Annotated in this window: 20 protein-coding genes; 12 read left to right on the top strand and 8 right to left on the bottom strand. The window is 68.2% G+C overall.

The window, feature by feature from the left end; all coding sequences use genetic code 11:
- Positions 1-146 precede the first annotated feature (146 nt).
- From OEZ60_RS07205 to OEZ60_RS07195, 3 genes are read left to right on the top strand one after another with little or no spacing between them, the layout of a single operon-like run.
- On the top strand, positions 147-1640 hold the full coding sequence (locus OEZ60_RS07205) for a trimethylamine methyltransferase family protein (protein ID WP_263334597.1): 1494 nt from the start codon (positions 147-149) through the stop codon (positions 1638-1640).
- Positions 1641-1644: 4 nt separating this feature from the next.
- On the top strand, positions 1645-4059 hold the full coding sequence (locus OEZ60_RS07200; RefSeq protein WP_263334596.1) for a GcvT family protein: 2415 nt from the start codon (positions 1645-1647) through the stop codon (positions 4057-4059).
- 4 nt (positions 4060-4063) lie between these two features.
- On the top strand, positions 4064-6475 hold the full coding sequence (locus tag OEZ60_RS07195) for a GcvT family protein (protein ID WP_263334595.1): 2412 nt from the start codon (positions 4064-4066) through the stop codon (positions 6473-6475).
- Between the two features lie 3 nt (positions 6476-6478).
- Here OEZ60_RS07195 and OEZ60_RS07190 read toward each other — a convergent pair whose 3' ends face one another.
- Complete coding sequence (locus OEZ60_RS07190; protein WP_263334594.1) at positions 6479-7405, bottom strand: LysR family transcriptional regulator; 927 nt, start codon at positions 7403-7405, stop codon at positions 6479-6481.
- A 105-nt stretch (positions 7406-7510) separates the two neighbouring features.
- Here OEZ60_RS07190 and OEZ60_RS07185 point away from each other — a divergent pair, with 105 nt between their 5' ends.
- The 9 genes from OEZ60_RS07185 to OEZ60_RS07145 all read left to right on the top strand — a co-directional run bounded on the left by OEZ60_RS07185 (position 7511) and on the right by OEZ60_RS07145 (position 18447).
- Positions 7511-8887 (top strand): aminotransferase, encoded by a 1377-nt coding sequence (locus tag OEZ60_RS07185; protein WP_263334593.1) that lies wholly within the window; start codon positions 7511-7513, stop codon positions 8885-8887.
- Positions 8888-8899: 12 nt separating this feature from the next.
- Positions 8900-10390, top strand: a complete 1491-nt coding sequence (locus tag OEZ60_RS07180) for an aldehyde dehydrogenase family protein (protein WP_263334591.1) — start codon at positions 8900-8902, stop codon at positions 10388-10390.
- Positions 10387-11652 carry an aminotransferase class I/II-fold pyridoxal phosphate-dependent enzyme gene (locus tag OEZ60_RS07175; RefSeq protein WP_263334590.1) on the top strand — a complete coding sequence of 422 codons (1266 nt, stop codon included), beginning with the start codon at positions 10387-10389 and terminating at the stop codon, positions 11650-11652. The genes OEZ60_RS07180 and OEZ60_RS07175 overlap by 4 nt, the downstream gene beginning before the upstream one ends.
- Positions 11649-12662, top strand: a complete 1014-nt coding sequence (locus OEZ60_RS07170; protein WP_263334588.1) for a DUF4392 domain-containing protein — start codon at positions 11649-11651, stop codon at positions 12660-12662. Before OEZ60_RS07175 ends, OEZ60_RS07170 begins: the two co-directional genes overlap by 4 nt.
- A gap of 29 nt (positions 12663-12691) precedes the next feature.
- Positions 12692-13957, top strand: coding sequence for an aminotransferase class V-fold PLP-dependent enzyme (locus OEZ60_RS07165; RefSeq protein WP_263334586.1), 1266 nt, complete (start codon positions 12692-12694; stop codon positions 13955-13957).
- Positions 13958-14563: 606 nt separating this feature from the next.
- Positions 14564-15202, top strand: coding sequence for a paraquat-inducible protein A (locus OEZ60_RS07160; RefSeq protein ID WP_263334584.1), 639 nt, complete (start codon positions 14564-14566; stop codon positions 15200-15202).
- Entirely contained in the window at positions 15169-15804 is a 636-nt protein-coding gene (locus OEZ60_RS07155; RefSeq protein WP_263334582.1) for a paraquat-inducible protein A, read from the top strand. Before OEZ60_RS07160 ends, OEZ60_RS07155 begins: the two co-directional genes overlap by 34 nt.
- Positions 15801-17885 carry an MlaD family protein gene (locus tag OEZ60_RS07150; protein ID WP_263334580.1) on the top strand — a complete coding sequence of 695 codons (2085 nt, stop codon included), beginning with the start codon at positions 15801-15803 and terminating at the stop codon, positions 17883-17885. Before OEZ60_RS07155 ends, OEZ60_RS07150 begins: the two co-directional genes overlap by 4 nt.
- A 4-nt stretch (positions 17886-17889) precedes the next feature.
- Entirely contained in the window at positions 17890-18447 is a 558-nt protein-coding gene (locus OEZ60_RS07145; RefSeq protein ID WP_263334578.1) for a PqiC family protein, read from the top strand.
- A gap of 948 nt (positions 18448-19395) precedes the next feature.
- Here the strand turns inward: OEZ60_RS07145 and OEZ60_RS07140 are convergent.
- The 7 genes from OEZ60_RS07140 to OEZ60_RS07110 all read right to left on the bottom strand — a co-directional run bounded on the left by OEZ60_RS07140 (position 19396) and on the right by OEZ60_RS07110 (position 25710).
- Positions 19396-20448 (bottom strand): GGDEF domain-containing protein, encoded by a 1053-nt coding sequence (locus tag OEZ60_RS07140; protein WP_263334576.1) that lies wholly within the window; start codon positions 20446-20448, stop codon positions 19396-19398.
- Entirely contained in the window at positions 20448-21029 is a 582-nt protein-coding gene (locus OEZ60_RS07135) for a heme NO-binding domain-containing protein (RefSeq protein ID WP_263334574.1), read from the bottom strand. The genes OEZ60_RS07140 and OEZ60_RS07135 overlap by 1 nt, the downstream gene beginning before the upstream one ends.
- Before the next feature lie 93 nt (positions 21030-21122).
- Complete coding sequence (locus OEZ60_RS07130) at positions 21123-22211, bottom strand: DUF4153 domain-containing protein (protein ID WP_263334573.1); 1089 nt, start codon at positions 22209-22211, stop codon at positions 21123-21125.
- Positions 22208-22756, bottom strand: coding sequence for a hypothetical protein (locus OEZ60_RS07125; protein ID WP_263334571.1), 549 nt, complete (start codon positions 22754-22756; stop codon positions 22208-22210). Before OEZ60_RS07125 ends, OEZ60_RS07130 begins: the two co-directional genes overlap by 4 nt.
- 207 nt (positions 22757-22963) lie before the next feature.
- The gene (locus OEZ60_RS07120) at positions 22964-24517 is read right to left on the bottom strand and encodes a trimethylamine methyltransferase family protein (protein ID WP_263334568.1); all 1554 of its coding nucleotides are present in this window, start codon (positions 24515-24517) and stop codon (positions 22964-22966) included.
- A gap of 99 nt (positions 24518-24616) precedes the next feature.
- Positions 24617-25327, bottom strand: a complete 711-nt coding sequence (locus tag OEZ60_RS07115) for an HAD family hydrolase (protein WP_263334566.1) — start codon at positions 25325-25327, stop codon at positions 24617-24619.
- An 86-nt stretch (positions 25328-25413) separates the two neighbouring features.
- A complete protein-coding gene (locus OEZ60_RS07110) occupies positions 25414-25710 on the bottom strand; it encodes a DUF3572 domain-containing protein (protein WP_263334565.1) in 297 nt (98 codons plus the stop codon).
- Between the last annotated feature and the right edge of the window lie 46 nt (positions 25711-25756).

Raw genomic sequence — 25756 nt, 5'->3', positions numbered from 1 at the left:
TGGCTGGACAGGGTGCTGGGCGCACGCGAAACCGGATGCGGTCGATAATGACTGAAATCAGTTCATCAAAAGACGTATATAATGAAATTGAACTAATCCATCCTGCGCATAGACTGCCGCGGAAAGAGTAGCCAGGAGGCGTGCCGATGCGGAGAGCCAGACAGAGCCGTGGAGAGGCGCAGTCCCAGGGTGGAGCGACTCGCCCGCCTCCCGGAGGGCGATTCCGGCCGCTTGACGACGGCAGCCTGCGCTCGATCATCGAGGCGGCCTTCGACATCCTCGCCCGCATCGGCGTCGCCGCCGACGCGCCCGAGATGCGGAAGCTGGCCATTGCCGGCGGCGCGGTGGAGCGCCCCGACGGCCGGCTCACCTTCCCGCGCGCGCTGGTCGAAGACATGATCGCGAAGTCACGCAAGCGCGTCGAACTGCCGGGCTTCGATCCCCAGCGCGGGATCGAAGTGGGCGGAGGCCACGTTCATATCGGGACCGGCGGCGCCGCCGTGCAGGTACTCGATGCCGACACCGGCAATTTCCGCGACAGCACGCTGGCCGATCTCTACGGTCTCATGCGCATCGTCGACGCCTGCGACAGCATCCACTACGCGCTGCGCCCGGTGGTTGCGCGCGACATGGCCGACCCGCTGACGCTCGACCTCAACACCGCCTTCGCGGCAATGAAGGCGACCTCGAAACCGATCGGCACCAGCTTTTTCGAACCCGCGCATGTCGCCCCCGTGGTCGAGATGCTGGACGCGGCACTCGGGCCGACCCCTTTCGCCGCGCAGCCCTTCTGCTTCGCGTCCGTCTGCCATGTCGTGCCGCCGCTCACGCTCGCCACCGAGGCCTGCGGCGTGATGCGGGAATGCGTGCGGCTCGGGATGCCGCTGCAGATCTGCTCTGCCGGGCAGGCCGGCGCCACGAGCCCCGCGTCGCTCGCGGGCGCGCTCGCGCAAGGCCTCGCGGAATCGCTCGCGGGCCTCGTCCTCGTCAACATGATGCAGCCGGGCTTTCCCTGCATCCTCGCCTTCATGCCCTTCATCTCGGACCTGCGCACCGGCGCGATGACCGGCGGTTCCGGCGAGGCGGCGGTCGCCAGCGCGGCGGCTGCCCAGCTACTTCTTCACCTCGGTCTGCCTTCGACGGTCTCGGCCGGCATCACCGACGCCAAGGTCGCCGACGCGCAGGCCGGATACGAGAAGGGATATACCGTTGCACTGTCGGCCCAGGCCGGGGCCGACATGATCAACCTCAGCGTCGGCATGCTTGGCTCGATCATGGCGGCCAGCAAGGAGGCGCTGGTGATCGACAACGACATGTGCGGCGCGATCCTGCGCTCGGTGCGCGGGGTCGAGGCGTTCGAGGGCGCCATCGACCTCGACCTGATCGAGGAGGTCGTGACCGGGCCGGGGCATTACCTCGGCACCGGCCAGACGCTGAAGCTGATGACGACCGAGTACCTCTATCCCCGGCTCGGCGACCGGCAAAGCATCTCGAACTGGCTGACGAGCGGCGCGAAGACTGTCTGGGACCGCGCCCGCACCCGTGTCGCCGAGATCGAGGCGAGCCCCGCGCCCGATCACCTGCCCGCCGATATAGAAGCCGCGATCCGCGCGCGCCTGCCCATCAAGCTGGAAGTCTGAACCGATGAGATCCCAAGCCAAAGTCGTTGTCATCGGCGGTGGAGCCGTCGGCGTCTCGACGCTCTATCACCTCGCCAGGGCAGGCGTGACCGACACGCTGCTGATCGAGAAGAACGAGCTCACCTCGGGCTCCACCTGGCACGCTGCGGGGAATATCCCGACCTATGGGACAAGCTGGGGCGGGATGCGCGCGGGCAACTACGCATGGCGGCTCTACAAGGATCTGGCCGGGGTCGTCGATTATCCGATCACCTACCGCCATACCGGGGCGTTCTGGCCGGCTCATACGCGGGACCGGATGGACTTCTTCCACCACCTCGTCGGCATCTCGAGGGGGCTCGGCTACGACATGGCGATGATCTCGCCGGCCGAGATGGAGGCGATGCATCCCTGGTACCGGGCAGGCAGCAGCGTCATCGGCGGCATCCTCGACCCCTATGAGGGCGATGTCGATCCGAGCCAGCTGACCCAGGCGCTGGCCAAGGGCGCGCGCGATCTCGGTTCCGAGATCGTGCGCTTCACCAAGGTCACCGGGATTAGCCGCAGGCCCTCCGGCGAATGGCAGGTCAGCACGGACAAGGGCGAGGTCCTCTGCGATGTCGTCGTCAACGCCTCGGGCTACTACGGGCGGCAGGTCGGCGAAATGGTCGGCCAGCGCCTGCCGGTGGTGACGCTCGAGCACCAGTACCTCGTGACCGAGGCATTGCCCGAACTGGAAGCGAACCCGGCCAACTTTCCGCTCGTCCGCGATCCCGACATCATGTTCTACCTGCGCCGCGAGCGGAACGGGCTTCTTTTGGGTTCCTACGGCCATGCCGGGCGACCCGCCTGGCTCGACGGGATGCCCGACGACTTCGCCAACCAGCTCTATCCCGACAGCGTCGACGACATCGCCGAGGTGCTGGAGGCGGCGCTGGAACACATACCGATCCTCGGCGAGGCGGGCGTCAGCCGTTTCGTGAACGGGCCGATCCCCTATTCGCCGGACGGCGCGCCGCTCTGCGGCCCGGCCTTCGGCCTGCCGAACTTCTACCATGCCTGCTGCTTCCCGGTCGGCATCACCCATTCGGCGGCGGCGGGAAAGACGCTCACCGAATGGATCACGGAAGGCGAGCCCGAATGGGACATGTCCGCCTGGGATCCACGCCGGTTCGGGGACTGGGCGACCTTCGACTACACCGTCGCCCGCGCCTGCGAGCTTTACGAGCACCAGTATGCGATCCCCTATCCGCACCGGATCTGGAAATCGGCGCGGCCGGTGAACCGCACGCCGCTCTATGACCGACTGAAAGCGAAGGGCGCGGTCTTCGGTCAGATCGCCGGATGGGAACGGGCTTTCTGGTTCGAGACCGAGACGGTGAAGGACAATGGCAGCCTCAGCTTCCGTCACGAGGCCTGGCACGACGCCGTGAAGGCCGAATGTGAGGGCGTGCGCGACCATGTCGGCATGATGGATCACGGCGGCTTCACCCGCTACGAGGTGGAGGGGCCGGGCGCGACCGCCTTCCTCGACCGGGTCTTCTGCGGCGCGATGCCGGAGGTCGGGCGCGTCAAGCTCAGCTACATGCTGACGCCCAAGGGCAAGGTCTGGTCCGAGGCCACGATCGCCCGGCTCGGAGAATACAGGTACCTGCTCTGCGGCCCTACGCTCGCCGATCAGCGCGACCACGACTGGATGGCGCGGTTCCTGCCGGAAAGCGGCGTGAGGCTCCGGCGCGGATCGGACTTCGACGCGGCCCTGATGGTGATGGGGCCGAAGTCGCGCGACACTCTACAGCCCCTGACCGACGCCGACTTGTCGAAGGAGGCTGCGCCCTGGATGTCGGTCCGCGAGATCACGCTGGCCGGCGCCCCGATGATCGCGCTCCGCGTCTCCTATGTCGGCGAGCTGGGGTGGGAGCTGCACATGCGCTCGGCCGATCTCGTAACCGTCTACGAGGCGATCATGCGGGAAGGCGCGGACAAGGGGATGGTGGAGTTCGGCTCCTACGCCCTGAATGCGATGCGGATCGAGAAGGGCTATCACGGCTGGGGCGCGGATTTCGGTATCGAGTACACGCCGTTCGACGCCGGGCTCGACCGGTTCGTCAGCCGCCGGAAGAGCGATTTCGTCGGCCGCGACGCGTTCCTCGCCGGTGCCGACCGGCCGCGCGACTATCACTTCACGGCGTTCGAACTCGACGGCCAAGGCCCCGACACGCTCTCCTCGGACCCGATCCTGAAGGAGGGCCGGGTGGTCGGCTATGTCAGCTCCGCCGGCACCGGCTTCCGCATCGGCAAGCGCATCGCGCTCGGCTATCTGACGATACCCGCCGATCCGGGCGACCGTTTGGAGATCGAGGTGCTCGGCGAGCCGGTGCAGGCAACCGTGCGCGCGTTGCCGTTCTACGACCCCGAAAACGCCCGGCTGAAAGGGTAGAGAGATGGAGAGAGAGCTCCCCTCTGAGGTGCAGGTCGCCGTCATCGGCGGCGGCATCGTCGGCTGCGCGACCGCCTATCACCTCGCCAGGGCCGGCTGGTCAGTGGCGCTCTTCGAGCGCAAGAAACTCACCTCGGGCACGACGTGGCATGCCGCGGGCCTCGTCAGCGAGACGCAGGGCGTGCCGGTCATGTCCGCGCTCGCGCGCTACGGGCTCGACCTGATGGAGCGGCTCGAGGAGGAGACCGGCCAACCAACCGGGTTCAGGCGGAACGGGTCGATCACGCTCGCGCTGACCGAGGCGCGGATCGAGGAACTGCGCCGCAAGGTCGATTACGCCCATGGCTGCGGCATCCGCGCCGAGGAGATCTCCGCCACCGAGGCGAAAGACCGCTGGCCGCTCCTGTCCACGCATGGCGCCAGGGGTGCGTTCTGGTTTCCCGGCGACGGCTGCACGAACCCGATCGATACGACCATGGCGCTCGCCAAGGGCGCGCGACTGCACGGGGCGCAGATCTTCGAGGACAATAGGGTCGAGCGGATCGTGACCGGGAAGGGCCGCGTCGCCGGGATTGAGACCTCGGCGGGCTTCGTGCGCGCCGCCCATGTGGTCAACGCGACGGGCATGTGGGCGCGGGAGTTTGGCCTCAGCCACGGCACCCCGATCCCGCTGCACTACACCAACCACTATTACGTCGTGACCGACCCGATCGACGGCGTGACCGGCGATCTGCCGGTGCTCAGGGTCATGGACGAATACACCTATTACAAGGCGGACGCGGGCAAGCTCCTGATCGGCTGTTCGGAGCCCAATGCCACGCCCTGGCAGCCGGCAGGCGGCCTGCCGGAGCATTTCGAGTTTGACGAACTGCCCTGCAACGAGGAGCATCTGTTCCCGATCCTCGAAGCCGCCGCCGAGCGCATCCCCGCGCTCGCGAGCACCGGCATCCGCAAGTTCTTCAACGGGCCGGAGAGCTTCACGCCGGACGGGAAATACTATCTCGGGCCCATGACCGAGCTGCCGGGGCTGTGGGTCGCGGCGGGCTTCAACTCCACCGGCATCCAGAATGGTCCCGGCGCGGGCAAGGCGCTTGCGGAATGGATCATGGCGGGCCGGATGACGATGGACCTGACGGATGTCGACGCGCGGCGGATCCATCCGCGCCTGAACGCGCCCGGGCTGGTCGCGGCCAAGGCCGCCGAGACGCTGTCGCTCGCCTACGCGATGCACTGGCCCTATCACCGGCGCGAGGCGGCGCGGGGTCTGCGCCGTACGCCCTATTACGCCCAGTTGAAGGCCGCAGGCGCGGAGTTCGCACCCGCCAATGGCTGGGAGCGGCCGCTGATCTATGGGGCCGAGATCACCGACGGTTTCGATCGCCAGCCCTGGTTCGACGCCTGGAAGGCCGAGCACGAAGCCCTGCGCGGCGATATCGGGATGATCGACCTCACCTTCGGACGCTTCCTCGTCGACGGTCCGGCGGCAGAGGCCGAGATGCAGCGGCTCTGCGGGGCGAACATGGAGGTCACGCCGGGGACGCTCGTCTACACCCACATGTTCAACGAGGCGGGCGGCATCGAGGCCGACGTGACGGTGGCCCGACTCGGCGACCGCCGCTTCCTGATCATGGCCTCGGCCGGCGCGGAGCCGCAGGTCGAGCGCTGGCTGACGACGCGGCTCGGGGATGGCGGGACGAGCGTCGTCAATGTCACCGCGTCCGAAGCGACGCTGGCCGTGATGGGGCCGCGGGCGCGGGACTTCCTGTCGCGGCTTACCGATGCCGATCTCTCAGACGCGGCATTCCCGTTCGGCACCTTCCGGGAGATCTTCGTCGGCAACGCCCCGGTCCGCGCCCAGCGCATCACCTATGTCGGCGAGCTTGGCTGGGAACTGCACATCCCGTCGGACTTCGCCCAGCATGTCTATGAGACCGTGATGGCAGAGGAACTCCCACCGCAGCTCTGCGGCGGCATGGCGGTCGACAGCTGCCGGATCGAAAAGGGCTTTCGCCACTGGGGCCACGACATCGGCCCCCACGACACGCCTGTCGAGGCGGGCCTGACCTTCGCCTGCGACTTCGAGACAGACTTCACGGGCAAGGCGGCGATCCTCGCCCGCCGAGCCGAGGGCGCGAAGTCCCGGCTCCTGTCCTTCCGCCTCGCCGATCCCGAAATGCTCCTCTTCGGCAAGGAGCCCGTGCTCCGCGACGGGCAGATCGTCGGGCGCCTGACCTCGGCGAGCTATGGCTGGACGGTCGGCGCTGCGGTCGGGATGGGCTATGTCACGCTGCCTGAAGGCGGCGCCCAGGCCGCCGCCGGGGCGGTTTACACGATCATGGTCGCCGGCCGCCCGGTAGAGGCGACGGCGAGCCTGCGGCCGCTCTACGATCCGGGCAATGTCCGCATGAAGAGGTGACCGTCAGGTGACGTGAAGACCGCATCCCGGTCGCGCGCACCATTCGGCCAGATGGTCGGCGACGATCCGGATCGGGTCGTCCGGACCCGCGTCTTCGCTGCGCAACGCGGCGGACCAGGGGATGGTGATGCCCTCTTGGGTGACCTGAACGCCGACGATCCGCCCCTCCTTGAGCGCGGTCTGAAGTGCCCAGCCCGCCAGCACGCTGGTCCCGAGATTGGACGCCACAAGCTCCACGATCGCCTCCGGAAGCTCTACCGTTGCCGTCCATTTCGGATAGGTCTCGGTCGGGCGGAACAGGCGGGCGAACTCTCGGTCGGGCTCTGGAACCTTGGTATAGGTGATGAAGGGTTCGTCGACGATGTCCTTCCCCTCGATGTAATCCCGCCCGGCCAGCCGGTGTCCCGGCGCCATGATGAAAAGAAGCGGATCCTCGAACAAAGGCACCGCGGTGACGCCCGCCTGTGCCGGAACGCCCGAGACCACGGCGATGTCGATGTTGCGGTTCATCAGCCCGGTGAGCGGGTTGAGGTTGCCGCCGGCCATGATCTGAAGATCGATGCCGGTCGTGTGCGACTTGAGGTACTTCAGGAATGCGGGAAGCCAGCGATAGTTCGAATAGGCCTCGACCGACAGCCGCACGACATGGTGGATGCCCGCGTTCATGCGCCGCACGTCCTCCTCGGCCCGCGTCAGATCGGAGAGGATACGGTCGGCGACGACCGACATGTACTCCGCCGCCGGCGTCTTGCGCAGGCGCTTGTGCATCCGGGTGAAGAGCTGCACGTCAAGCCGCCGCTCCGCCTCGCGCAGCCGGTGCGAAAGCGCCGAGGGCGTGACCCCGAGCTTCTCGGCCGCATCGGTGATGCGCCCGGTTTCGATGACCGCCTGGATCAGTTGCAGGTGACGCAAGTCGAGATAGGGTTTCATGGCGACTTTGGATGAATCAGTTTCACGAAAGCGAGAAAACTTCGAGATTGCCGCTCAGTCAAATAGAATGTGATCTCCTACGGTATTCCTTGTCCGGAGACCGCCATGAACGTCGACGCGAAGCGCAGCATCGAGCAGGACATCGCCCATCACGTGCATCCGCAGACCAACCTGCGCCAGCATGCCGAGAAGGGCCCGACCATGATCACGCACGGCAAGGGCGTGTTCATCTACGACAGCGAGGGGCGCGAGATCATCGACGGGTTCTCCGGCCTCGGCTGCGTGAGCCTCGGCTATCACAACGAGCGGCTTGCCGAGGCGGCGATGCGGCAGATGAACACGCTGCCCTTCGCGCCGACCTTCTACAACCGCTCGCATCCCCGCGTGGCCGAACTTGGCGAACGATTGATCGGCATGGCGCCGGGCGGCATGAACCGGGTGATGTTCCAGTGCTCCGGCTCGGAGGCGAACGACACCGCGATCAAGCTGATCTGGTACGCCAACACCGCGAGGGGCGAGCCGCAGCGGCGCAAGATCATCGGCCGCATCCGCGGCTATCACGGCAATACGATCGCGACCGTGTCGCTGTCGGGCCAGCCGCACATGCATGCGAAGTTCGGCCTGCCGCTGCCGGAGTTCAAGCACACCGAGTTGCCGAACTACTACCGCTTCCACATCGACGGCGAGAGCGAGGAAGAGTTCTCGGCCCGGATGGCGCGGAGCTTCGAGGAGCTGGTCCTGCGCGAGGGGCCGGAGACGGTCGCGGCCTTCTTCGCCGAACCCGCGATCTCCGGCGGTGGCGCGCTGATGCCGCCAAAGGGCTACTGGGAGGAGATGCAGGCAGTCATCCGCAAATACGGCATCACCTTCCTCGTCGACGAGGTCGTCTGCGGTTTCGGCCGGACGGGCAACATGTGGGGGGCCGAGACCTGGGGCCTCAAGCCCGACATGGTGAGCTGCGCCAAGGCGCTTTCGGCGGCGTTCTTCCCGATCTCGGCCCTGATGTTCAAGGACGAGCTTTATGCCGAGATGATGCGCAACTCCGACGAGGTCGGCGTCTTCGGGCACGGCTATACCTATGCCGGCCACCCGGTCGGCGCGGCGGTGTCGCTCCAGGCGCTCGACATCTACGACGAGATCGACCTGATCGGGCACGTGCGCAAGGTGTCGAAGCGTTTCCTCGAACGGTGCGACGCCATGCAGGACCACCCGCTGGTGGCCGAGGTGCGCGGCGTGGGGCTGTTCTGCGGCTTCGAGCTGATGAGGGACGCCAAGGCGCGGATCCCCTTCGACCCGGCCTGGAAGGTCGGTGCATTGGTGCAGGACTTCGCGCATGATCGGGGGCTCTATCTTCGCGCGATCGGCGACCGGATAAGCTTCATGCCGCCCCTGATCATCAACGAGGAGGAAATCGACCTCGCGACCGAGCGCTTCAAGGGGGCGCTGGACGACGCCTGGGCGGTGGTGAAGAACAAGATCTGAAGGGAGTACGACATGGCCGAGTTGCTGGAGCCGAAACTGCCGCAGGCGGGGCTTGCCGGATGCTATATCGACGGCAAATGGCATTGGCCCGCGGACGGGCGGAAGCTGACGGTCGAGAATCCCTCGCGCCGGACGCCCATCTGCGAGGTCGGGCGCGGCGCGAAGGCCGAGATCGATCTCGCCGTCGCCGCCGCCCGCGCCGCACTTCCGGCTTGGCGCGCGCTCGCGGCCTCCGAGCGGGGCAAGCGCCTTGCGGAACTCGGTCGCCGGCTCGAGGAGAGCGCCGAGGAGGTCGCCCGCGTCCTCGCCGCCGAATCCGGCAATGCGATCAAGACCCAGTCCCGCGGCGAGGCGATGGGGGCGGCGGGCGTGCTGAAATATTACGGTGGTGTCGCGGTCGAACAGAAGGGCGAGACGCTGCCGCTCGGCCCCGGTCTTTTCAGCTATTCGACGCGCGAACCGCATGGCGTGGTCGGGTCGATCATCCCCTGGAACTCGCCCTTGCAACTTGGCGCGGTCAAGATCTCCATGGCGCTCGCCACCGGCAACTGCCTGGTGCTGAAGCCCGCCGAGGACGCGCCACTCGCGATCCTGAAGCTCGCCGAGCTTGCCGACGGCCTGTTCCCGCCCGGCGTCTTCAACGTCGTGACGGGGCTTGGCGAAGAGGCAGGCGCGGCACTTGCCGCGCATCCCGGCGTGGACAAGATCTCCTTTACCGGTTCGTCCGAGGTGGGCCGGCTCATCGGACGCGCGACCGCCGACCGCATCGCCAAGCTCACGCTGGAACTCGGGGGCAAGTCGCCGACCATCGTGTTCCCCGACGCGATCGAGAACGGAAGGCTCGACGCCACCGCGCAACAGGTCGCCAATGCGATGCGCTTCGCGCGGCAGGGGCAGAGCTGCACCGCCGGCTCGCGGCTCTTCGTACACAAGGACATCTGGGACGTGCTGATGCCCAAGGTGGCGGAGAAGGCGGCAGCCCTCAAGGTCGGCGACGCGCTCGACCCCGACGTCGACATGGGCGCGGTCATCAACGCCGAACGCTACGACGAGATCCGCAACTTCGTGGCCGAGGCCGAAGCGGAAGGCGCGGACTTCCTGATCGGGGAAACCCCGGCCGAGAACCCGGCGGGCTTCCTGCCCGGCCCGACCATCATCACCGGCGTCGACAACAGCTGGCGCATCGTCCGGGAGGAGGTGTTCGGCCCGGTCATGGTCGCGATCCCGTTCGAGACCGAGGCCGAGGCGATCGCCATGGCCAACGACACTCACTACGGGCTCGCCGCCTTCATCTTCACCCACGACATCAGCCGGATCACACGGCTCACCCGCGCCATCGACGCGGGCTGGATCCAGGTCAATCAGGGCGGCGGGCAGATCCCGGGCATGTCTTACGGCGGCACAAAGCAGTCGGGCACCGGCAGCGAATACTCGATCGAGGGCGCGCTCGAGGCCTATACCTACCGCAAATGCGTCACCATCAACGTGGAGCAGGCCGGATGACCTCGGACCGCTTCGGCAACGAAGTCGATCCCGGCGTCGGCTACGCGCGGGGGCGGCTTCTGGCCTCTTCGACCGACGAGGTCCGCCGCCTCCGCCGCGCCGGCCAGATCGCGGCGGAATTCGCCGCGCGAGAGGGGATGGAGAAGGTGGCGATCTGCACCGGCAACCTGCGCTTCTTCCCGGCAACGGCGGCCGATCTGACGGAACTCTGCGAAGAATGGATCGGCCCCGGCCTTTACGGCGAAGACCTCAGACAGGCGGCGATTTCCCACATGGGCGGCGACGGCTCCGAGGCGGTCTCCGTCGTCAACCGCACCAGCGCCGGGATCGTTGCCGCGATCCTCGCGCTGTCCGGCGGTCGGCCAGTCTTGTCCCTTGTGCCCGGAGGCGACCGCTCACACGCCTCGGTGTCGCGCGGGGCAAGACTGGCCGGCGTGCCGGTCGTCGAGATGCATGATCTGCCGGAGCTGAAGCGCATGCTCGCGGCTCACCTGCCCAAGCTGCTGATTGTCACCACGGTCACATCTGAACTCGCCGTGCTGCCGGACGAGCTGACCGCGGTTGCGGTCAAGACCGCGCGGGCGGCGGGCTGCAAGGTGTTCCTCGACGAAGCCTACGGCGCGCGCTTTCGCCCGGTGATCCACGGCGGCGCGCCGTCGCTGTCGTTCGGGGCGGATCTCGTCGTCACCAACTCCGACAAGGCCGGGCTGACCGGCCCGCGCGCCGGCGTGCTCTGCGGCGTCGCGGATACTCTGGTGCCGGTCATCGCGAGAGCGAGCGAACTTGGTATGGAGGCGCGCGCGCCGATCGCTGTCGGCGCGATGCGCAGCCTTCAAGGCTTCACGCCTGAAATGCTGCTCGAAGAGGCGCGCGACGGTCTCGACCTATCGGAGGCGTTGGAAGCGGCCCTCGGGGGCGGCATCATCCTCCGCTCGGCCCTCGGCCCGAAGATCGACGAGCAGGATCTGTTCGCGCGGGTGCTGGAGCTTGCGGGTGCCGAGAGGTCGGCGCGCGTGCCGGCCGAAGTCGCCGCCGCTGTAGGGATGCTGATGCTGCGCGACAGAGGGATCGTGACCGTCAACACCCATGGCCAACCCGGCGGACGTGTCTCGATCCGGCTGAAGCCCACGACCGGTGCCGTGGCGCGTGCGGGCGGGGCAGCGGCGGTCGCAGGGTGCCTGGCCGGGGCGATGGACGCGGTGGCGGCGCATCTCGAGGACGAGGCCTGGTTCTCGGCGCTCCTGTTCGGAGAGGGGAAATGAGCGACCGGCAGCTGATCGCACGGCTCGACGACCGGCTGGACCGGCTCGTCAACATCGACATCGGCGAGCGCGGGGTGGAGCCGCTGTTCGCCGCCGCCCGTGACCTTCAGGGCGGCTCGCTCGTCGGGGCGGCTGCCGACGCACTCATGGCAGTGCCGATGAGCGGGACCGTGGTGATCACCACCGGCTCCGTTTCCCGCGCCTGGATCACTCCGGAACTGGGCGAGAACGACGGCCCGTCTGGCGCGGCGGCGATCGCCCGCGCGCTGGTCCTCGAACGCAACGCGGCCTGCATCGTCCTCTGCGAGGAAACTCTCATCCCGGCGATCCGCGCGGTCATGGTCGCGGCGAGTCTCTTCCCCGTCGGCCTCGATCAGGCGCGGATCGCGCAAAAGGACCGGAGCCTCGCCACCGTCGTGATGATGCCCTACCCCACGTCCGACGAGGACGGAAGAGCCGCCGCACCCGCGATGCTCGACGCGCTCGCGCCAGACCTTCTCTTTTCGACCGAGCGCGTCGGGCGCAACGACAGGGGCGTCTACCACTCGATGCGCGGCATCGACTACGGGATGGGCCGGGCGCGGATCGATTTCCTCTTCGACAAAGCCATGGCGAGGGGCATCCCCGTCGTGGCGGTCGGCGATGGCGGCAACGAGATCGGCATGGGCAAGGTCGCGGAACACGTCCGGGCGCATGTGCCCTACGGCGACAACTGCCAGTGCGGCTGCGGCGGCGGCATCGGCGCGACGACCGGCTGCGACGTCCTCGTGACGGCGGCCTGCTCGAACTGGGGTTGCACCGCGATCGCGGCCGCGATGGCCGCCCGTGGCGGCAATCCCAGACTCGTCCACACGCCCGACGCCGAAGCGCGCTTGCTCGACGCGATGGTGGCGGCCGGCCTTATCAACTCCACCCATGGCATCGTCGACGATGCCGTCGACGGATTCCCCCGCGCCAGCCATCTCAGCGTGGCGACGCTTTGCCAGACGATCGTATCGCGCGCCCTGTGAGCCCAAGCATTCCCAGACGAGAAAGTCCCATGACCGACATCACCCCAGAGCTTCTCGAGAAGATCCGCAGCCGCTTCCATCATGTCGAGGAATGCCCCTATCAGGGCCCCCGCATCTTCTTCGAGAACGCCGGCGGCGCGCTGACGCTGAAATCCGTCGTCGAGACCTCGGCAAAGTTCGCCGCGATCCCGGACAACCAGGGGCGCGACAACCCGGCGAGCCACGCGCTCGTCGAGGTGATCAACCGTGCCAAGGCAGACATGGCCGTTCTGATGAACGCCTCGTCGGGGCAGTTCTTCGTCGGCGAAAGCGGGACCGAGCTTTTGTTCCGAATGATCCGCACCGCCTGCGTCAACGCGCCGAAAGGGGCAAAGGTACTCGGCAGTTCGCTCGAACATCCGGCCTCGCGTTCTGCGGCGCGGCGTTGGGCGGCCATAGCCGAACTCGATTACGTCAACGTCATGCATGACGACGCAATCGGCACCGTTACGGCCGAAGCATACGCTGCGCATGTGACGCCGGACGTTGCGGTGGCGACGATCCTGCATACCTCGCCCGTGACCGGAATGGGCGTCGACGTGGCCGCCGTGTCTGCGGCGATCCGCAAGGTCGCGCCCGACTGCCTGATCATCGTCGACGGCATCCAGCATGCCGCCCACGGCCAACTCGACATCGACAGCTACGGCGTCGATGGCTACGCAATTTCGCCCTACAAGGTCTTCTCGCGCCACGGCTACGGCGTCGCCTGGATCTCGGACCGGCTCTCGCTCCTGCCGCACGACATGCTGATCGACGCCCCGGCCAAGGGCTGGGAGTTCGGCACGCGCGACACCGGCGCCTACGCGACCATGTCGGACCTCGTCGCCTATTTCGACTGGCTCGGCGGCGAGGTGTCACAAGAGACGGATCGGCGCCGCCGGATCGAGGCCGCGGGCCACGCGATCCACGCCCATGAGAAGCGGCTCACGGACGCGATGATCCACGGGCTGGGCAACGTGAAGGGCCTCAAGGAGATGGCAAATGTCACCATCATCGGCGGCGCGGACAACCCGGCGCGTGAGGGGCTGGTGTCGATCGTCGTGAAGGACATGCCCTCACCTGACGTCGTCGCCCGGCTGAATGAGCAGGGTATCCGGACACACACCCGAAAGGCAGACCACTACTCGCGCAACATTCTCGATCCCCTTGGGCTCCCGGACTGCATCCGCGTGTCTATCTGCCATTACAACAGCGAGCGCGAAGTTGCTCAGTTTCTGGCAGCGCTTGAGGGGATTGTTTGTGGCGCGGATGCCTGAGGTCCGCGCCGAGCACAGGCATTGCTTGCAGGCGGTTAGGACAAGTCGCCTTCGGTCCCGATGGATCCGATGATCCAGCTGACCACGCCGAGAGACGCGCGAGCGTTTTCGCTTCGTGCCAGTGCGGACGCTCCGCTGCATTCAAGTGAATGACACGCGGCGCACTCAAGAAGTGGCGCGGCTTTCGCCACGCCGCTCCAATGTGCGTGCCCGGTCGGTCGAAGGCCTGGGCGATGCAGGGCGCGAATGGCCGCTTCTGCCGCAGGTGCCCAATGCCTTCACAGCCGCGGAGAAAGTCTGCTTGCCAACCGCATTTCCGATTTCACTTTTCGCGCGGAACACCCTGCGACCAGACCCTTGATCTCATTACCCCGCATTGGGCGATATCGTGGGACAGCCGATCCCGCTTTCGGAGGGATGACGAAGAACTGCAGCCCCGAATCCTGTAACTTTATCCTGCAAATATAGATCGTTACAAGGAACAGCTGACGCACCGCGAGAACACGGAAACGGTGCGCGCGCGGCGCGAATTCCCGGTCTGGCGCTCGGCACGGTCCCTCCTGTAACCTGCACCGGACCGGCGGCCGCGGAGGAGGCGCACCAGACGTGACGGCGACGACCCCCGAATCCCAGCTCGACGCGCTCATCGCCTGCCCGACTTGCGACGCGCTTCATCATGTGACCGTGGTCGTTCCCGGCGCCCGCGCCCGCTGTCATCGTTGCGGCACGACATTGATGGCGCCGCGCACCGGCGCGATGACGCGAATCGTGATGCTCGCGGCCACCGCGGCGATCCTCATGGTGGCGGCGGTCTTCTTCCCCTTCCTCGAGCTCCAGGCCGGCGGCCTCAGCCGGCAGAGCTCGGTCCTCGGCGCGGTCCTTGCCTTCTCCGAAGGCTGGATGATGCCGCTCGCGGTCGCGGTGGGGGCAATGATCGTCGCCCTGCCCTTCGCCCGGCTCCTCGCCATCACCTACGCGCTGGCGCCAATGGCACTCGGCTGGCGTCCCGCGGCCCAGGCTGAGCGCGTGTTCCGCTGGGCCGAAGCGATGCGGCCCTGGGCGATGGCCGAGATCTTCATCCTTGGCGTCGCGGTGGCGATGGTAAAGGTTGCGGGCCTCGCCAAGGTCACGCCCGGCCCGGCGTTCTGGGCCTTCGCGGCACTCGTCCTCGTGACGGTGCTCAAAGACAACTTCATGTGCAGGCTGACGATATGGAAAACGCTCGAAGAACGCAGGCGGTCCTGACCGCGCGGCGGGCCGGGCTCGTCGGCTGCACCGGCTGCGGCAAGGTCCATGCCGCCGGCGACACCGTCTGCCGGCGCTGTGGCGCGTCGCTGCAAAGCCGCGACGCCAAAAGCCTGCAGCGGGTCTGGGCCTGGCTCGCCGCCGGGATGGTCGCCTATATCCCCGCCAACATCTATCCGATGCTGCTGACGACGAATTTCGGGAAGACGCAGGAGAACACCATCGTCGGCGGCGCGATCGAACTTTTCCTGCACGGCTCCTGGGGCGTCGCGCTCATCGTCTTCGCCGCCTCCGTGCTGATCCCAATCGGTAAGTTCATCGCCATCGGCTATCTCGCGCTCTCGGCGCGGTCGAAGGTGGTGATCCGCGGCCACGGCCGCCAGCACCTCTACGAGGTCGTGGAGTTCATTGGCCGCTGGTCGATGATCGACGTCTTCGTGGTCGCGATCCTCTCGGCGCTCGTCCGGTTCGACTTCGCCGCGACGGTCAATCCCGGCATCGCTGCGGTCAGTTTCGCGCTTTCCGTTGCATTCACGATGATTTCCGCGCAGAACTTCGACCCGCGTACCCTCTGGGACGCCTATGAGGAAGACGATACTTGACCGATCCGCGCCCTGCCGAACTCGACATCTCGCCACCGAGGCCATCGTTCTGGCGGAACCTGTCGTTCGTCTGGCTCGTCCCGGTGCTGGCACTCGCCATCTCGCTCGGGCTTGCGTGGCAGAACTTCGCCAATCGCGGCGTGCTGGTCGAGATCACCTTCCTGAGCGCCCCCGGCGTGACCGCGGGTGAGACGACAATCCGCTACCGCGACGTCACCATCGGCCGGGTCGAGCAGGTGACCTTCACTCCCGACCTCACGAAGGTTCTGATCCGCGCGCGGATCGATAAGGAGGTTGCCACCTTCCTCGACAAGGACGCGCAGTTCTGGATCGTCAGCCCCAAGGTCAGCACCCGCGGCATCTCGGGTCTCTCAACGGTGCTCTCCGGCGTCTATATCGAGGGCGCCTGGGACCAGGAGCCCGGTGTCCAGGCCTACCGCTTCGATGGTGCCGACGGCCCGCCGCTGGTGCAGCCGGGACGCGACGGCAAGCGCATCACGCTTATCACCGACGACGGCAGCCTGATCTCCGAAGGAGCGCCGGTCTTCTTCCACGGCGTCGAGGTGGGGCGGCTGGAAAAGCCTAGGCTCACGGTCACCACGGATTCCATCGTCGTCGACGCCTTCATCGAGGCGCCGCATGACCGGCGCCTCAACTCCGCCACCCGGTTCTGGGACACCTCGGGCTTCGAGGTCTCGCTCAGCGGTGCCGGTCTCAGCGTCAACTTCGACAGCATGGCCTCGCTCCTCGCCGGCGGGGTCGAATTCGACTCGGTCTACGAAGGCGGCGAGCCGGTCAGCCCTGGCCATGTCTTCCAAGTCTATCCCGACCAGGCCTCGGCCCGTAAAAGCCTGATCGCCCGGTCGAGCGCCGACGCAGTCCAGATCGCCGCCGAGTTCGGCGAATCCGTGAGCGGCCTCGAACCCGGCGCCGATGTCCGCTACGGCGGGCTCAAGGTCGGCGAAGTGGTCGCGATCGCCGCGCAGGTCGAGGAGGACGAGACCGGCCCGAACGTCCGGCTGATGGCCAATCTCGCGATCGAGCCCGACCGTCTGGGTCTCCCCGCGGGCGCGGGAAAGGCCGAGACGCTCGACTTCTTCGAGGCCGCCGTCGACGAGGGTCTGCGCGCCCGGCTCGCCGCCACCAGCATCTTCAGCGCCGCCCTGATCGTCGAGCTGGTCGAGATCCCGGACGCCGCCCCGGCGGTCTTCGAACGCGCGGCCGAACCGCTTCCCATCCTGCCGAGCGAGAAGTCGAACCTGCCCGACTTCACCGCGACCGCCGAGGGCGTGTTCGAGCGGATCAACGCGCTTCCGATCGAAGAGCTGATCGAGCAGGCGATCACGATGATGGCCTCGATCGAAGCGGTGACGAGCTCCGAGAGCACCCGCGCGGTGCCCGACACGGTGGTCGCACTCCTCGAGGACACGCGCTCGCTCGTCAACGACGAGGCGATGCGGGCGCTGCCCGGCGACATCCGCGCTACGGTGGCCGAACTGCGCGCCGTGGTGAGCGAGCTGAAGGAGGGCGGCGCGATGAAGAACCTCGCCTCCGCGCTCGAACGCGCCGACAAGATCACCTCCGACATCGCCACCGCCTCGGCGGAGTTCCCCGCCCTTGTCGAGGACCTGCGCGCGGTCGCGAAGAAGGCCAACTCTCTCGAGGCCGAGGAGCTTGTCGCCGCAGCGACCCGGGTGCTCGACAGCGCCGACAAGGTGATCGGCAGCGAGGCTGCGCGCGACCTGCCGCCCGTGCTGAATGGCGCGCTCGACGAGATCCGCACGACGCTCGCCGAACTGCGCGAGGGCGGCGCCGTCGAGAATGCCAACGCGACCATGGCCTCGGCCCGCGACGCCGCCGACGCGGTCGCCAAGGCGACCGAGAGCCTGCCGGACCTGTCGGCCCGGCTCGAAAAGCTCGTCACCCAGTCCGAGGCGCTCATCGCCGCCTACGGCGAACGCTCCGACTTCAACGGCGAGACGCTTGCCGCGCTGCGCGAGGTCCGCAGCGCCGCCCGCGCCGTCAGCCAGCTTGCCCGCGCGATCGAGCGCAATCCCAACTCCCTCCTGATAGGACGCTGACCCGATGCGCCGCGCTGCCCTCGCCTGCCTTTTCTGTGCCCTTGCCGGCTGCGCCGGCAACGCCGACCGGTTCCTGATCGACACGCCGGCGGCGGCGACACCGATCGCCGTTCCGGTCGCGACGATCGAGGTCCGCGACGTGTCGCTGCCGGCCTACGCCGCCGCGATCGAGATCTCGCAGGAGGAACAGGGCGGCGCCCTGCGCAACATCCGCACCTCGCTCTGGGCCGACGAGCCGGTGCGCGGCGTGACCGCCGCACTCGCCCGCAGCCTCGACAATGCGACCAGCGCGACCGTCGCCGCCGAGCCCTGGCCGCTCTCCGAGCCCGCCGACGCCCGGCTCGACGTCCGGGTCGAGCGGATGCTGGCACGGGCCGACGGCGGCTTCGACTTTACGGGCCAATACGCGATCTCCGCGCCCGACGGGGCGGTTCGCGAGCGGCTCGAACGGTTCGACATCCACATTCCGGCTGCTCAGACCGGGCCGTCCGGCGTCGCCGCGGCCAGCGGTGCCGCGATCGCGGCCCTCGCGACCGAGATCGCCCGCACCCTCGCGCGCTGATCCGCGCCGTCACCGGCCCAGCCCCGCCGGCCGGCATCGCGACGGCCACTGGCCTGCGTCCCCGACGTCGGCAATCGGGATCGACCGGGCACCCTCCGGCTGAATCACTCCTGCCCCTGTCCCGCCAGTCGGCAGACCCGACCGACATCGCCACAGCCTGAGCGCCGCAATCCTGATGCGCTCAAACGACTTCGTCCGCACACACGCGCTCTATCGCATCGTTGGCGGCCATCTTCATCAGGACCGACGCTCAAGCAGCGGCCCAGAAAATCCGCTCTCACAACGCGTTGCGATCCGTGCGTCCGCCCACGAGCGAGGAACGCACTCCGGGCCGACGCTCCGGCCGGTCCTTGCGGCTGGCCTCGGTGCCTTACGTCGTCACCCGTCCCGCCATCGGCTCGCGCAAGTTCCGCCGCGACGCATCGCCGCATCGTCGGCAAAAACACTGCGCCAAACTCAAGCCAGGTGACAATCCCCCGCTCTGGTCCACCGACGCGCCCGCTCCGCCCCTCTCTCGCCCTGCCCCGACGCGTTCCATCCCGACCCGGGCGCCAGGAGGCCGAGTCGCCGCAGCCATCTCTCAGGTTTCCCGAACCATTCCGTCATTCGACCGACCTTCGCACATCGCCACCGGACCCCGTACACCGCCGCGATCCCCAAAGGTCGCGATGGAACGCTCCGTGGCTGGGCGACCGGCCACGCCCCCGATCAGGCTCAAATACCCCCGGAGCCATCCCGAGCAGGGCGCCCATCCCCGCCGCCGCGCATACCCGGAAGCCCATCGGCCGCTCGATCGCCGGCTCATCCCGGCAGCCCGTCGACATGACCGGACGCTCCGCTTACCCGAGCCGCTGTCATCTCCAAGCGGCACGGTCGATCCCGTAGCGCCCGTGGCCCCACTCCACGTCAGCGACCACGCCCCTTCCGCCTTGCCGACCCGGCCAGTGATCACCCTCCGTTGTCCGGCATCGGTTTCATCCCGCCCGCGTCATCGGACCCGACCCAGTGGATCGTGCATCGCCCCCGCCCCCGCCGCTTGGAGACGTAGAGCGCGGAATCGGCGTCGCTCAGCAGCCGATCCGCATCGGGCGCGGCGTAGGCTGCCGACAGGGTCGCCCCGATGCTGCCGGAGATCCGGCACTCGCGGCCCTCGAAGGAAACCGGACGCTCCAGCCCGGCAATGATGCGCGCCCCGATCTTCATGACTTCCTCCCCGTCGATCGGGCCGCCGAGGATCAGCACGAACTCGTCCCCCCCGACGCGCGCCACCACGTCCTCGACCCGCGTGTGCGCACGCAAGACCTCGGCGACATGGCTCAGCACGAGATCTCCGGCCGCATGGCCGAGCGTGTCGTTTACCGCCTTGAAGAAATCGAGGTCGAGATGCAGTAGCGCGAAGCCCACGCCGCCGCGCCGGACCGCGGCGAGCGCCCGCGCGAGGGCCTGATCGAGCGCCCGCCGGTTCGCGAGCCCGGTCAACGCATCGCTCAGCGCCTGCGCTTCGGCCGCCCGCTGCGCCACCATGAGCCGACGGTTCATCGCCGCAAGCTCCTCCATCACCGCCTCCTTGACCTCGGTCAGGTAGAGCAACTCCACTGTCAGGTCGGTCGGGGCGAAATCGCGGTTGCTCAGCGCGTGCTCACGAACCGCTGCGGCGACCCGGATGCCGAACGAGAGGTTGAGGATCGCGCCCTGGCCGTCGAGCAGCGGGATGCAGAGCCCGCGCAGCGCGGTGCGCGGTGGCTGGCGAAGCGAGAGATGCAGCCGCTGTCCGGCGAGTGGACGCAGTTCCACCATTGTCGCCACCAACTGCGGCCGGCTCACCTCGAACACCTCGAAGAACCGCATCCCGACCAGATCCAGCCCGTCGCAGAGCTTGGCCAGTGTCGGCCCGACGCAGCGGATATGCCCGCTCGGCGCGATCCAAAGGAACATCGGCATCAGCCGGCCGAGTTCCGCCTCGGCGATGCAGGCCGGATCTGATCTCAGCGCGCCGTCCATCACCCCCGCCCCGGTCGCGCGAGATCGAAATGCCGGCCCGACGCGAACTGCGCTTCAAGCAGTTCGATCGTTACGGTGTCCGTCAAGCCCTGTGCGGCGCCTGCCTCGATCAGCGCCAGCGCACCGAAATCGTCCGCCATCGCGCGCAGGACCCCGGCGAAGACCGCCGCATATCCCGGATGCCCGCCGCGGCACAACAACGTGTACCGCCCCGGCCCGGTGGCGATCATCGAGAGATCCGGCATGTCGACCTCGGGCACGGCGAGGCGCACCCGATCCGGCAGTTCGTCGAGCGACAGAAGGAAGTCGGCATAGTCCACGCCGCCAAATCGCAGGAGCCGCCGTAGCGGCTCGCGGCCGGCGAGATAGATGCCGAGATCCTCCAGCAGGGCTTCACGCGGCTTGACCAGCCGCCGCGCCGCGGCGTCGATGACCGCATCGGTCAAGGCATCGTCGTAGCTCATCATTGCCTCGAAGCCCTGCGCCTCGAGGCCCGCGTCGGCCGCGACCGCGGCCCAGAGCGCGAGACCGTAGGTGTCGCGCAGGAAACACTGGATCGACCGGTTGACGAGACCGTGCATGGCACACCCTTCCCTATCCGGGACCGAGCCTAGACCGGTTCGCGTTAAGAAACGGCAAAGCCCGGCAGGGTCGCGCCACGAGGCCTGTTCGAGCTACTTGAGAACGGAGGATCCTGCGCTGAGCCGCAGCGCGCGTTGCGGCACGAGCGCAATCTCGCCGGCCGCGAGCGTCGTGAAGATCCACTCCACCTCTCCCGTTCCGAGCCGAACACTCCGCGTCTCGGTCATGGCCGCGCCATCCGGGCCCTGCGGTTCGGAGAGCGTGACGTTCAGCCGCCCCATCCCGCCCGGGTCGATCCGGCCGAGTGCCAGCACCATCGCCTCGGCGCCCGCCACTTCGGGGACGAAGTCGGCCAGGACGACCGCGCACCCCGGAAGGCCCGGTGCCGCGTTCCGGTCGCAGGCAGCCTCCCAGTCCCGGCCCTCATGCGCCAGCGCGCCCTCGAACCGGTCCGGCAGCGCAGCGCCCGCTGGCACCCGCAGCGCGCCGGCGCGGAGCGCCGCGAGCCGCGCCTCGACCCCGGTGCCGGGCCGCTCCGCCCAGCGGTTCGTTGCGGTCCGCGCCCAGTTCACCTCGGCCGCCAGCGGCGACGCCCGCGGGTGATCGCCAAGCGCCGGCAGCCGGTCGAGCATGACCGGCCCGCTCCGTCCCCAGTCGTTCTGCATCTCCCAGACCGGCAGCTCCGCCGGCGCGGCCCGGCCATCGGCATATCGCGCCGCCTGGCTCGCGACCGAGATCGCGCCCGCATCGAGAACCGGCGTCAGCCACAGCGCCGCGAGCCCGACGAAGATCAGCGCAACGGCGACATTGCCGCGCCGGATCCGCGCCATCAAGTCGCCGGGGCCGAGGGCCGCACCCGCGTAGAGCGCGCCATAAGCCAGCAGGACCGCCGCGCCCGCGGCCGCCAGCACCCGCTCCGGCGTCCAGCCGTAGTCGCGCACCCTGAGCCAGATCGCCCAGGCGGCAAGCCTCGCCAGTACCGGCAGCACGAGCGCCAGCCCCCGCGCCGCGCCCCGCATGACCCGGCCCTGCACCGGCTCCGCCTTTTCGTCCGCCACCGCGATCGACACGAGCGCGACCGCCGCGATGGCGATCGCCATCAGCAGGCCCGCCGTCGAGCGGCCGCCGAAAAGCTCCGACAGGCCGCGCGCCGGCAGCCCGGCGAGGAAGGCGAGGCTCACCGCCAGCCCCACCGGAACGACAGCCGCAGAAGCCGCAACACCAGCCGCGGCACGACGATGTCGGCGACATCGCCCAGAACCGCGAGGCTGAGCCCGACGGAGGTGCCGCTCACGACCGGCCCGAACCAATCCGTCCGCATCAACAGGCGCAGGACGTCGATCCAGACGAGAGTGAGCAATTCGCTGCTGAGATTGACCACCATCCAGACGATCCCGACGAAGATCAGCGTCGCCATCGCGAAAGCAGCGGCGAGCGGGTGACCGTCGTGAACGATGGCCTCGGGCGCGTCGTGGCGCAAGCTCACCCGGACCACCAGCGCCGCGACCGGCGCGGCGAGCCCGGCGGCCATCAGCACGACCCGCCGGCTCCGCATCGTGTCCGCGAGGATGTGCGCGACTCCGAAGAAGACCAGCGCAAAGACCGTGAGCCCGAGCACCGGCCGGGTCAGACCGGCCTTCCAGCTCGTCATCGCCGCCCAGAGGCTCGCACCGCCGAGCACGCCCAAGCCGCCGCGCATCACGCGCTCTACCTGCTCGCCAGTCATGGCTCCGCCGCGCCCTGCCTGCCCGCCGGAAGCCTATCTACCCCGGCGGCAGCCACAACCCGCAACCGCCGGCCGGGCACAGGCCCGCCGCCCCCTGCTGCTCCGGATATCCCCCGCGATGCGGCACCCGAGCGACCTTCGCCCCGGCGAAGGTCGCGAGAGGAAAACCATGTGCGCGGGCCTGCCCGCGCACTCCGCTTGGTCGGCTCAGAAGTCGGTGGGCGCGCCGCCCTCCAGCTTGCGGCGCTCGACGAAGGCCTTCAGCTCTTCGCGGACCGCGTTCTCCATCGGCGGCGCCTCGAACTCGGCGATGATCGCCTTGAAGATCCGGTGCGCCCGCTCGGCCGTCCAGACCGAGCCGTCGAGCTGCCAGGCCTCGTAGTTGCGCCAGTCCGAGGCGATCGGCTGGTAGAAGGCCGTCGTGTAGCGGTCCTGGGTATGCTGGCAGCCGAAGTAATGGCCCTCGGAGCCAACCTCGGCGATCGTGTCGATGGCGATCTCGTCCGGCCCCGTGGCCCATACCTCGGGCTCCATGTAGCGCTGCATCATCTGCAGCACCTCGCAGTCCATCACGAACTTCTCCGGGGACGCGATCAGCCCGCCCTCGAGCCAGCCCGCCGCGTGGTACACCATGTTTGTGCCCGACTGCATCGCCGCCCAGAGCGAGTTGCAGGTCTCCCACATCGCCTGTCCGTCCGGCACGTTCGCCGCGCAGACGCCCGAGGATCTGAGGGGCAGCTTGTAGAACCGCGCCATCTGCCCGGTCATCTGCGTCGCGCGCATGTATTCCGGTGTGCCGAAGGCGGGCGCGCCCGACTTCATGTCGACGTTCGAGGTGAAGGTGCCGATCCCGACCGGCGCCCCTGGCGCCACGTATTGCAGAAGCACGATCGCCGCCAGCGCCTCGGCGATCGAAAGCGTTACCGCGCCCGACATCGTCACCGGCGCCATGGCCCCGGCGAGCGTGAACGGCGTCACGACCACCGCCTGCCCGTTCCGCGCCAGCCGCAAGGCCCCGTCGATCATCGGAAAATCGTGCTTCAGCGGCGAGACCGAGTTGATGTTGGTATACATGTGCGGGCGGGCGCGGAACGCCTCCTCGCTCAGCCCCCCGGCGATGCGGACCATCTCCATCCCGTCCTCGACCCGCTCCTTGCCCAGCGCATAGGCGTGGCAGACCTTGTCGGTCAGCGTGAGCTTTTCGTAGAGGCAGTCGAGATGGCGGATCGACGGATGCACGTCGATCGGCTCGACCGGGTAGCCGCCGGCGAAATGGATGCAGTTGAAATACTGCGTCAGCTTGATGAAGTCGCGGAAGCCCTCCATGAAGCCCGAGACCTTGCCGCGCTCCAGGTCCCAGTAGTTCGGCGGCGAGGAGACGTTGCCGAAGAGGATGTTCTTGCCGCCCATCGGCAGCGCGCGGGCCGGGTTGCGCGGGGTGATGGTGAACTCGGACGGCGCGCGGCCGACCATCTCCATCACGAAATCCTCGTCCATGCGGACGGTGTCGCCCTCGACCTTGCAGCCGGCCTGCTTGAAGATCGCCAGTGCCTCGTCGTTGAAGAAGCGGATGCCGATCTCGCTCAGGATCCGCATCGCGCCCTTGTGGATCGCCTCGACGCCCTCGGGCCCCATCGGCTCGATCGGCCGGTCCGGATTGACCGGAATGCGCCACGGCATCTGGTCGATGGTCTTGACCCCGGCCCGCTCGGCATGGCCGGCGCGCCCGCCCGCCCGCTTGCGCCTGATTTCGCTCGACATGCCCTGTCCTCCCATGCCCGTCCCGGACAGCATCGGCAGGCGGCGACCACACTTCGCCGCGCTCTGCGACAGGACTGCGTCGTTTTTAGGACAAGCCGCTCAGGTTACGGCCATGACCTGCGTATCGATCCATCGCGGCAGATGGCCGATATCGGGCAGGACCACGTCGGCGAGCGGGGCCAGTTCCTCGGCCTCGGCGACGCCGGTCAGCACCGCCACCGTGCGCATTCCCGCCGCGCGCCCCGCGACGAGGTCGTGGCGGCTGTCGCCGACCATCGCGACGCTCTCGGGGTCAAGCCCCTGCGAGCGCGCGAAGGCCAGAAGCGGGCCCGGATCGGGTTTCGCGCCGTGACCGCTGTCGAAGCCCGAGACGAACTGGAAGAAGCGCGCGACATCGGCGGCGCGCAGATGCGCATGGGCCGGCTCCTCGGCGTCGTTCGTTGCAAGGCCGAGCCTCAGGCCACGCGCGGTCAGCGCCTCGAAGAGCGGCACGAGCGGCGTCGCGGCGACAAGGTCGGTCACCGCCGCCATCGCATTCATCCGAGCCACCAGCACGGCATGATCGGCGCCGGGCAGATGCGGCAGCAGGTAGGCCGCGATCTCGGGCGCGGTATGGGCGATCACCGGGCTGTCCGGGGCGAAGCTGCCGTCGGACAGGTCATAGCCGATCGCCGTGCCGAGCGTCGCGGCGAGATCGGGCGACCCGCCCGCCAGCTCCTCCAGAATTCGCCGCGACCAGCCGCCCCAGGTCGCGCGGAAGTCGAAGAGCGTGCCATCCTTGTCGAAGACGAGCCCGCGGATCTCGGTCATGATTCCTCCCGTTCCCGCTTTGGCGGGTTTCGCGCCAGACCCTGCCGGTTTTCCGCCCGCAAGGCAACGCCGAAGGCCGGGGGCCTTCAGGTCCAGTGGGTCTCGGCCCCGCCCGGCAGCGCCTGCCGCGCCGCCATCGGCACCGTGTAATCGTAGCCCGCCGCGTCGCAAAAGCCGATCACCCAGGCATCGTCCATCAGCAGGAAGTCGAGCACCGACACCAGAAAATCCGGCTCCGCCGCGCGGTTGCGGAGTTCCGCCGCCGAGAGCCCGCTCGCGCCGAGGAAAACCGGCAGCAGATCCTCCTCTCCGGCAATCCAGGAAAGCGCCCGGAGCGCCAGGGTTTCGGCGAAGTCCCGCCCGACCGCCAATGTGTTTCGCATTCGTTACCGCCTCGGAAAGCATTTCTTAACCATTGTGACCGAAAGA

Origin of the sequence: Albidovulum salinarum (assembly GCF_025673475.1) — a bacterium.
GTDB classification, from domain to species: Bacteria; Pseudomonadota; Alphaproteobacteria; order Rhodobacterales; family Rhodobacteraceae; genus Albidovulum; species Albidovulum salinarum.
The sequence above is the reverse complement of the archived record's forward strand: the minus strand, read 5'-3'. Positions and strand labels throughout refer to the sequence as shown.

What these genes read in the sequence shown, in the direction of transcription:
- OEZ60_RS07205 (WP_263334597.1), top strand. Translation starts at nt 147, where the DNA reads ATGCGGAGAGCCAGACAGAGCCGTGGAGAGGCGCAGTCCCAGGGTGGA.
- OEZ60_RS07200 (WP_263334596.1), top strand. Translation starts at nt 1,645, where the DNA reads ATGAGATCCCAAGCCAAAGTCGTTGTCATCGGCGGTGGAGCCGTCGGC.
- OEZ60_RS07195 (WP_263334595.1), top strand. Translation starts at nt 4,064, where the DNA reads ATGGAGAGAGAGCTCCCCTCTGAGGTGCAGGTCGCCGTCATCGGCGGC.
- OEZ60_RS07190 (WP_263334594.1), bottom strand. Translation starts at nt 7,405, where the DNA reads ATGAAACCCTATCTCGACTTGCGTCACCTGCAACTGATCCAGGCGGTC.
- OEZ60_RS07185 (WP_263334593.1), top strand. Translation starts at nt 7,511, where the DNA reads ATGAACGTCGACGCGAAGCGCAGCATCGAGCAGGACATCGCCCATCAC.
- OEZ60_RS07180 (WP_263334591.1), top strand. Translation starts at nt 8,900, where the DNA reads ATGGCCGAGTTGCTGGAGCCGAAACTGCCGCAGGCGGGGCTTGCCGGA.
- OEZ60_RS07175 (WP_263334590.1), top strand. Translation starts at nt 10,387, where the DNA reads ATGACCTCGGACCGCTTCGGCAACGAAGTCGATCCCGGCGTCGGCTAC.
- OEZ60_RS07170 (WP_263334588.1), top strand. Translation starts at nt 11,649, where the DNA reads ATGAGCGACCGGCAGCTGATCGCACGGCTCGACGACCGGCTGGACCGG.
- OEZ60_RS07165 (WP_263334586.1), top strand. Translation starts at nt 12,692, where the DNA reads ATGACCGACATCACCCCAGAGCTTCTCGAGAAGATCCGCAGCCGCTTC.
- OEZ60_RS07155 (WP_263334582.1), top strand. Translation starts at nt 15,169, where the DNA reads ATGGAAAACGCTCGAAGAACGCAGGCGGTCCTGACCGCGCGGCGGGCC.
- OEZ60_RS07145 (WP_263334578.1), top strand. Translation starts at nt 17,890, where the DNA reads ATGCGCCGCGCTGCCCTCGCCTGCCTTTTCTGTGCCCTTGCCGGCTGC.
- OEZ60_RS07140 (WP_263334576.1), bottom strand. Translation starts at nt 20,448, where the DNA reads ATGGACGGCGCGCTGAGATCAGATCCGGCCTGCATCGCCGAGGCGGAA.
- OEZ60_RS07135 (WP_263334574.1), bottom strand. Translation starts at nt 21,029, where the DNA reads ATGCACGGTCTCGTCAACCGGTCGATCCAGTGTTTCCTGCGCGACACC.
- OEZ60_RS07125 (WP_263334571.1), bottom strand. Translation starts at nt 22,756, where the DNA reads ATGACTGGCGAGCAGGTAGAGCGCGTGATGCGCGGCGGCTTGGGCGTG.
- OEZ60_RS07120 (WP_263334568.1), bottom strand. Translation starts at nt 24,517, where the DNA reads ATGTCGAGCGAAATCAGGCGCAAGCGGGCGGGCGGGCGCGCCGGCCAT.
- OEZ60_RS07115 (WP_263334566.1), bottom strand. Translation starts at nt 25,327, where the DNA reads ATGACCGAGATCCGCGGGCTCGTCTTCGACAAGGATGGCACGCTCTTC.
- OEZ60_RS07110 (WP_263334565.1), bottom strand. Translation starts at nt 25,710, where the DNA reads ATGCGAAACACATTGGCGGTCGGGCGGGACTTCGCCGAAACCCTGGCG.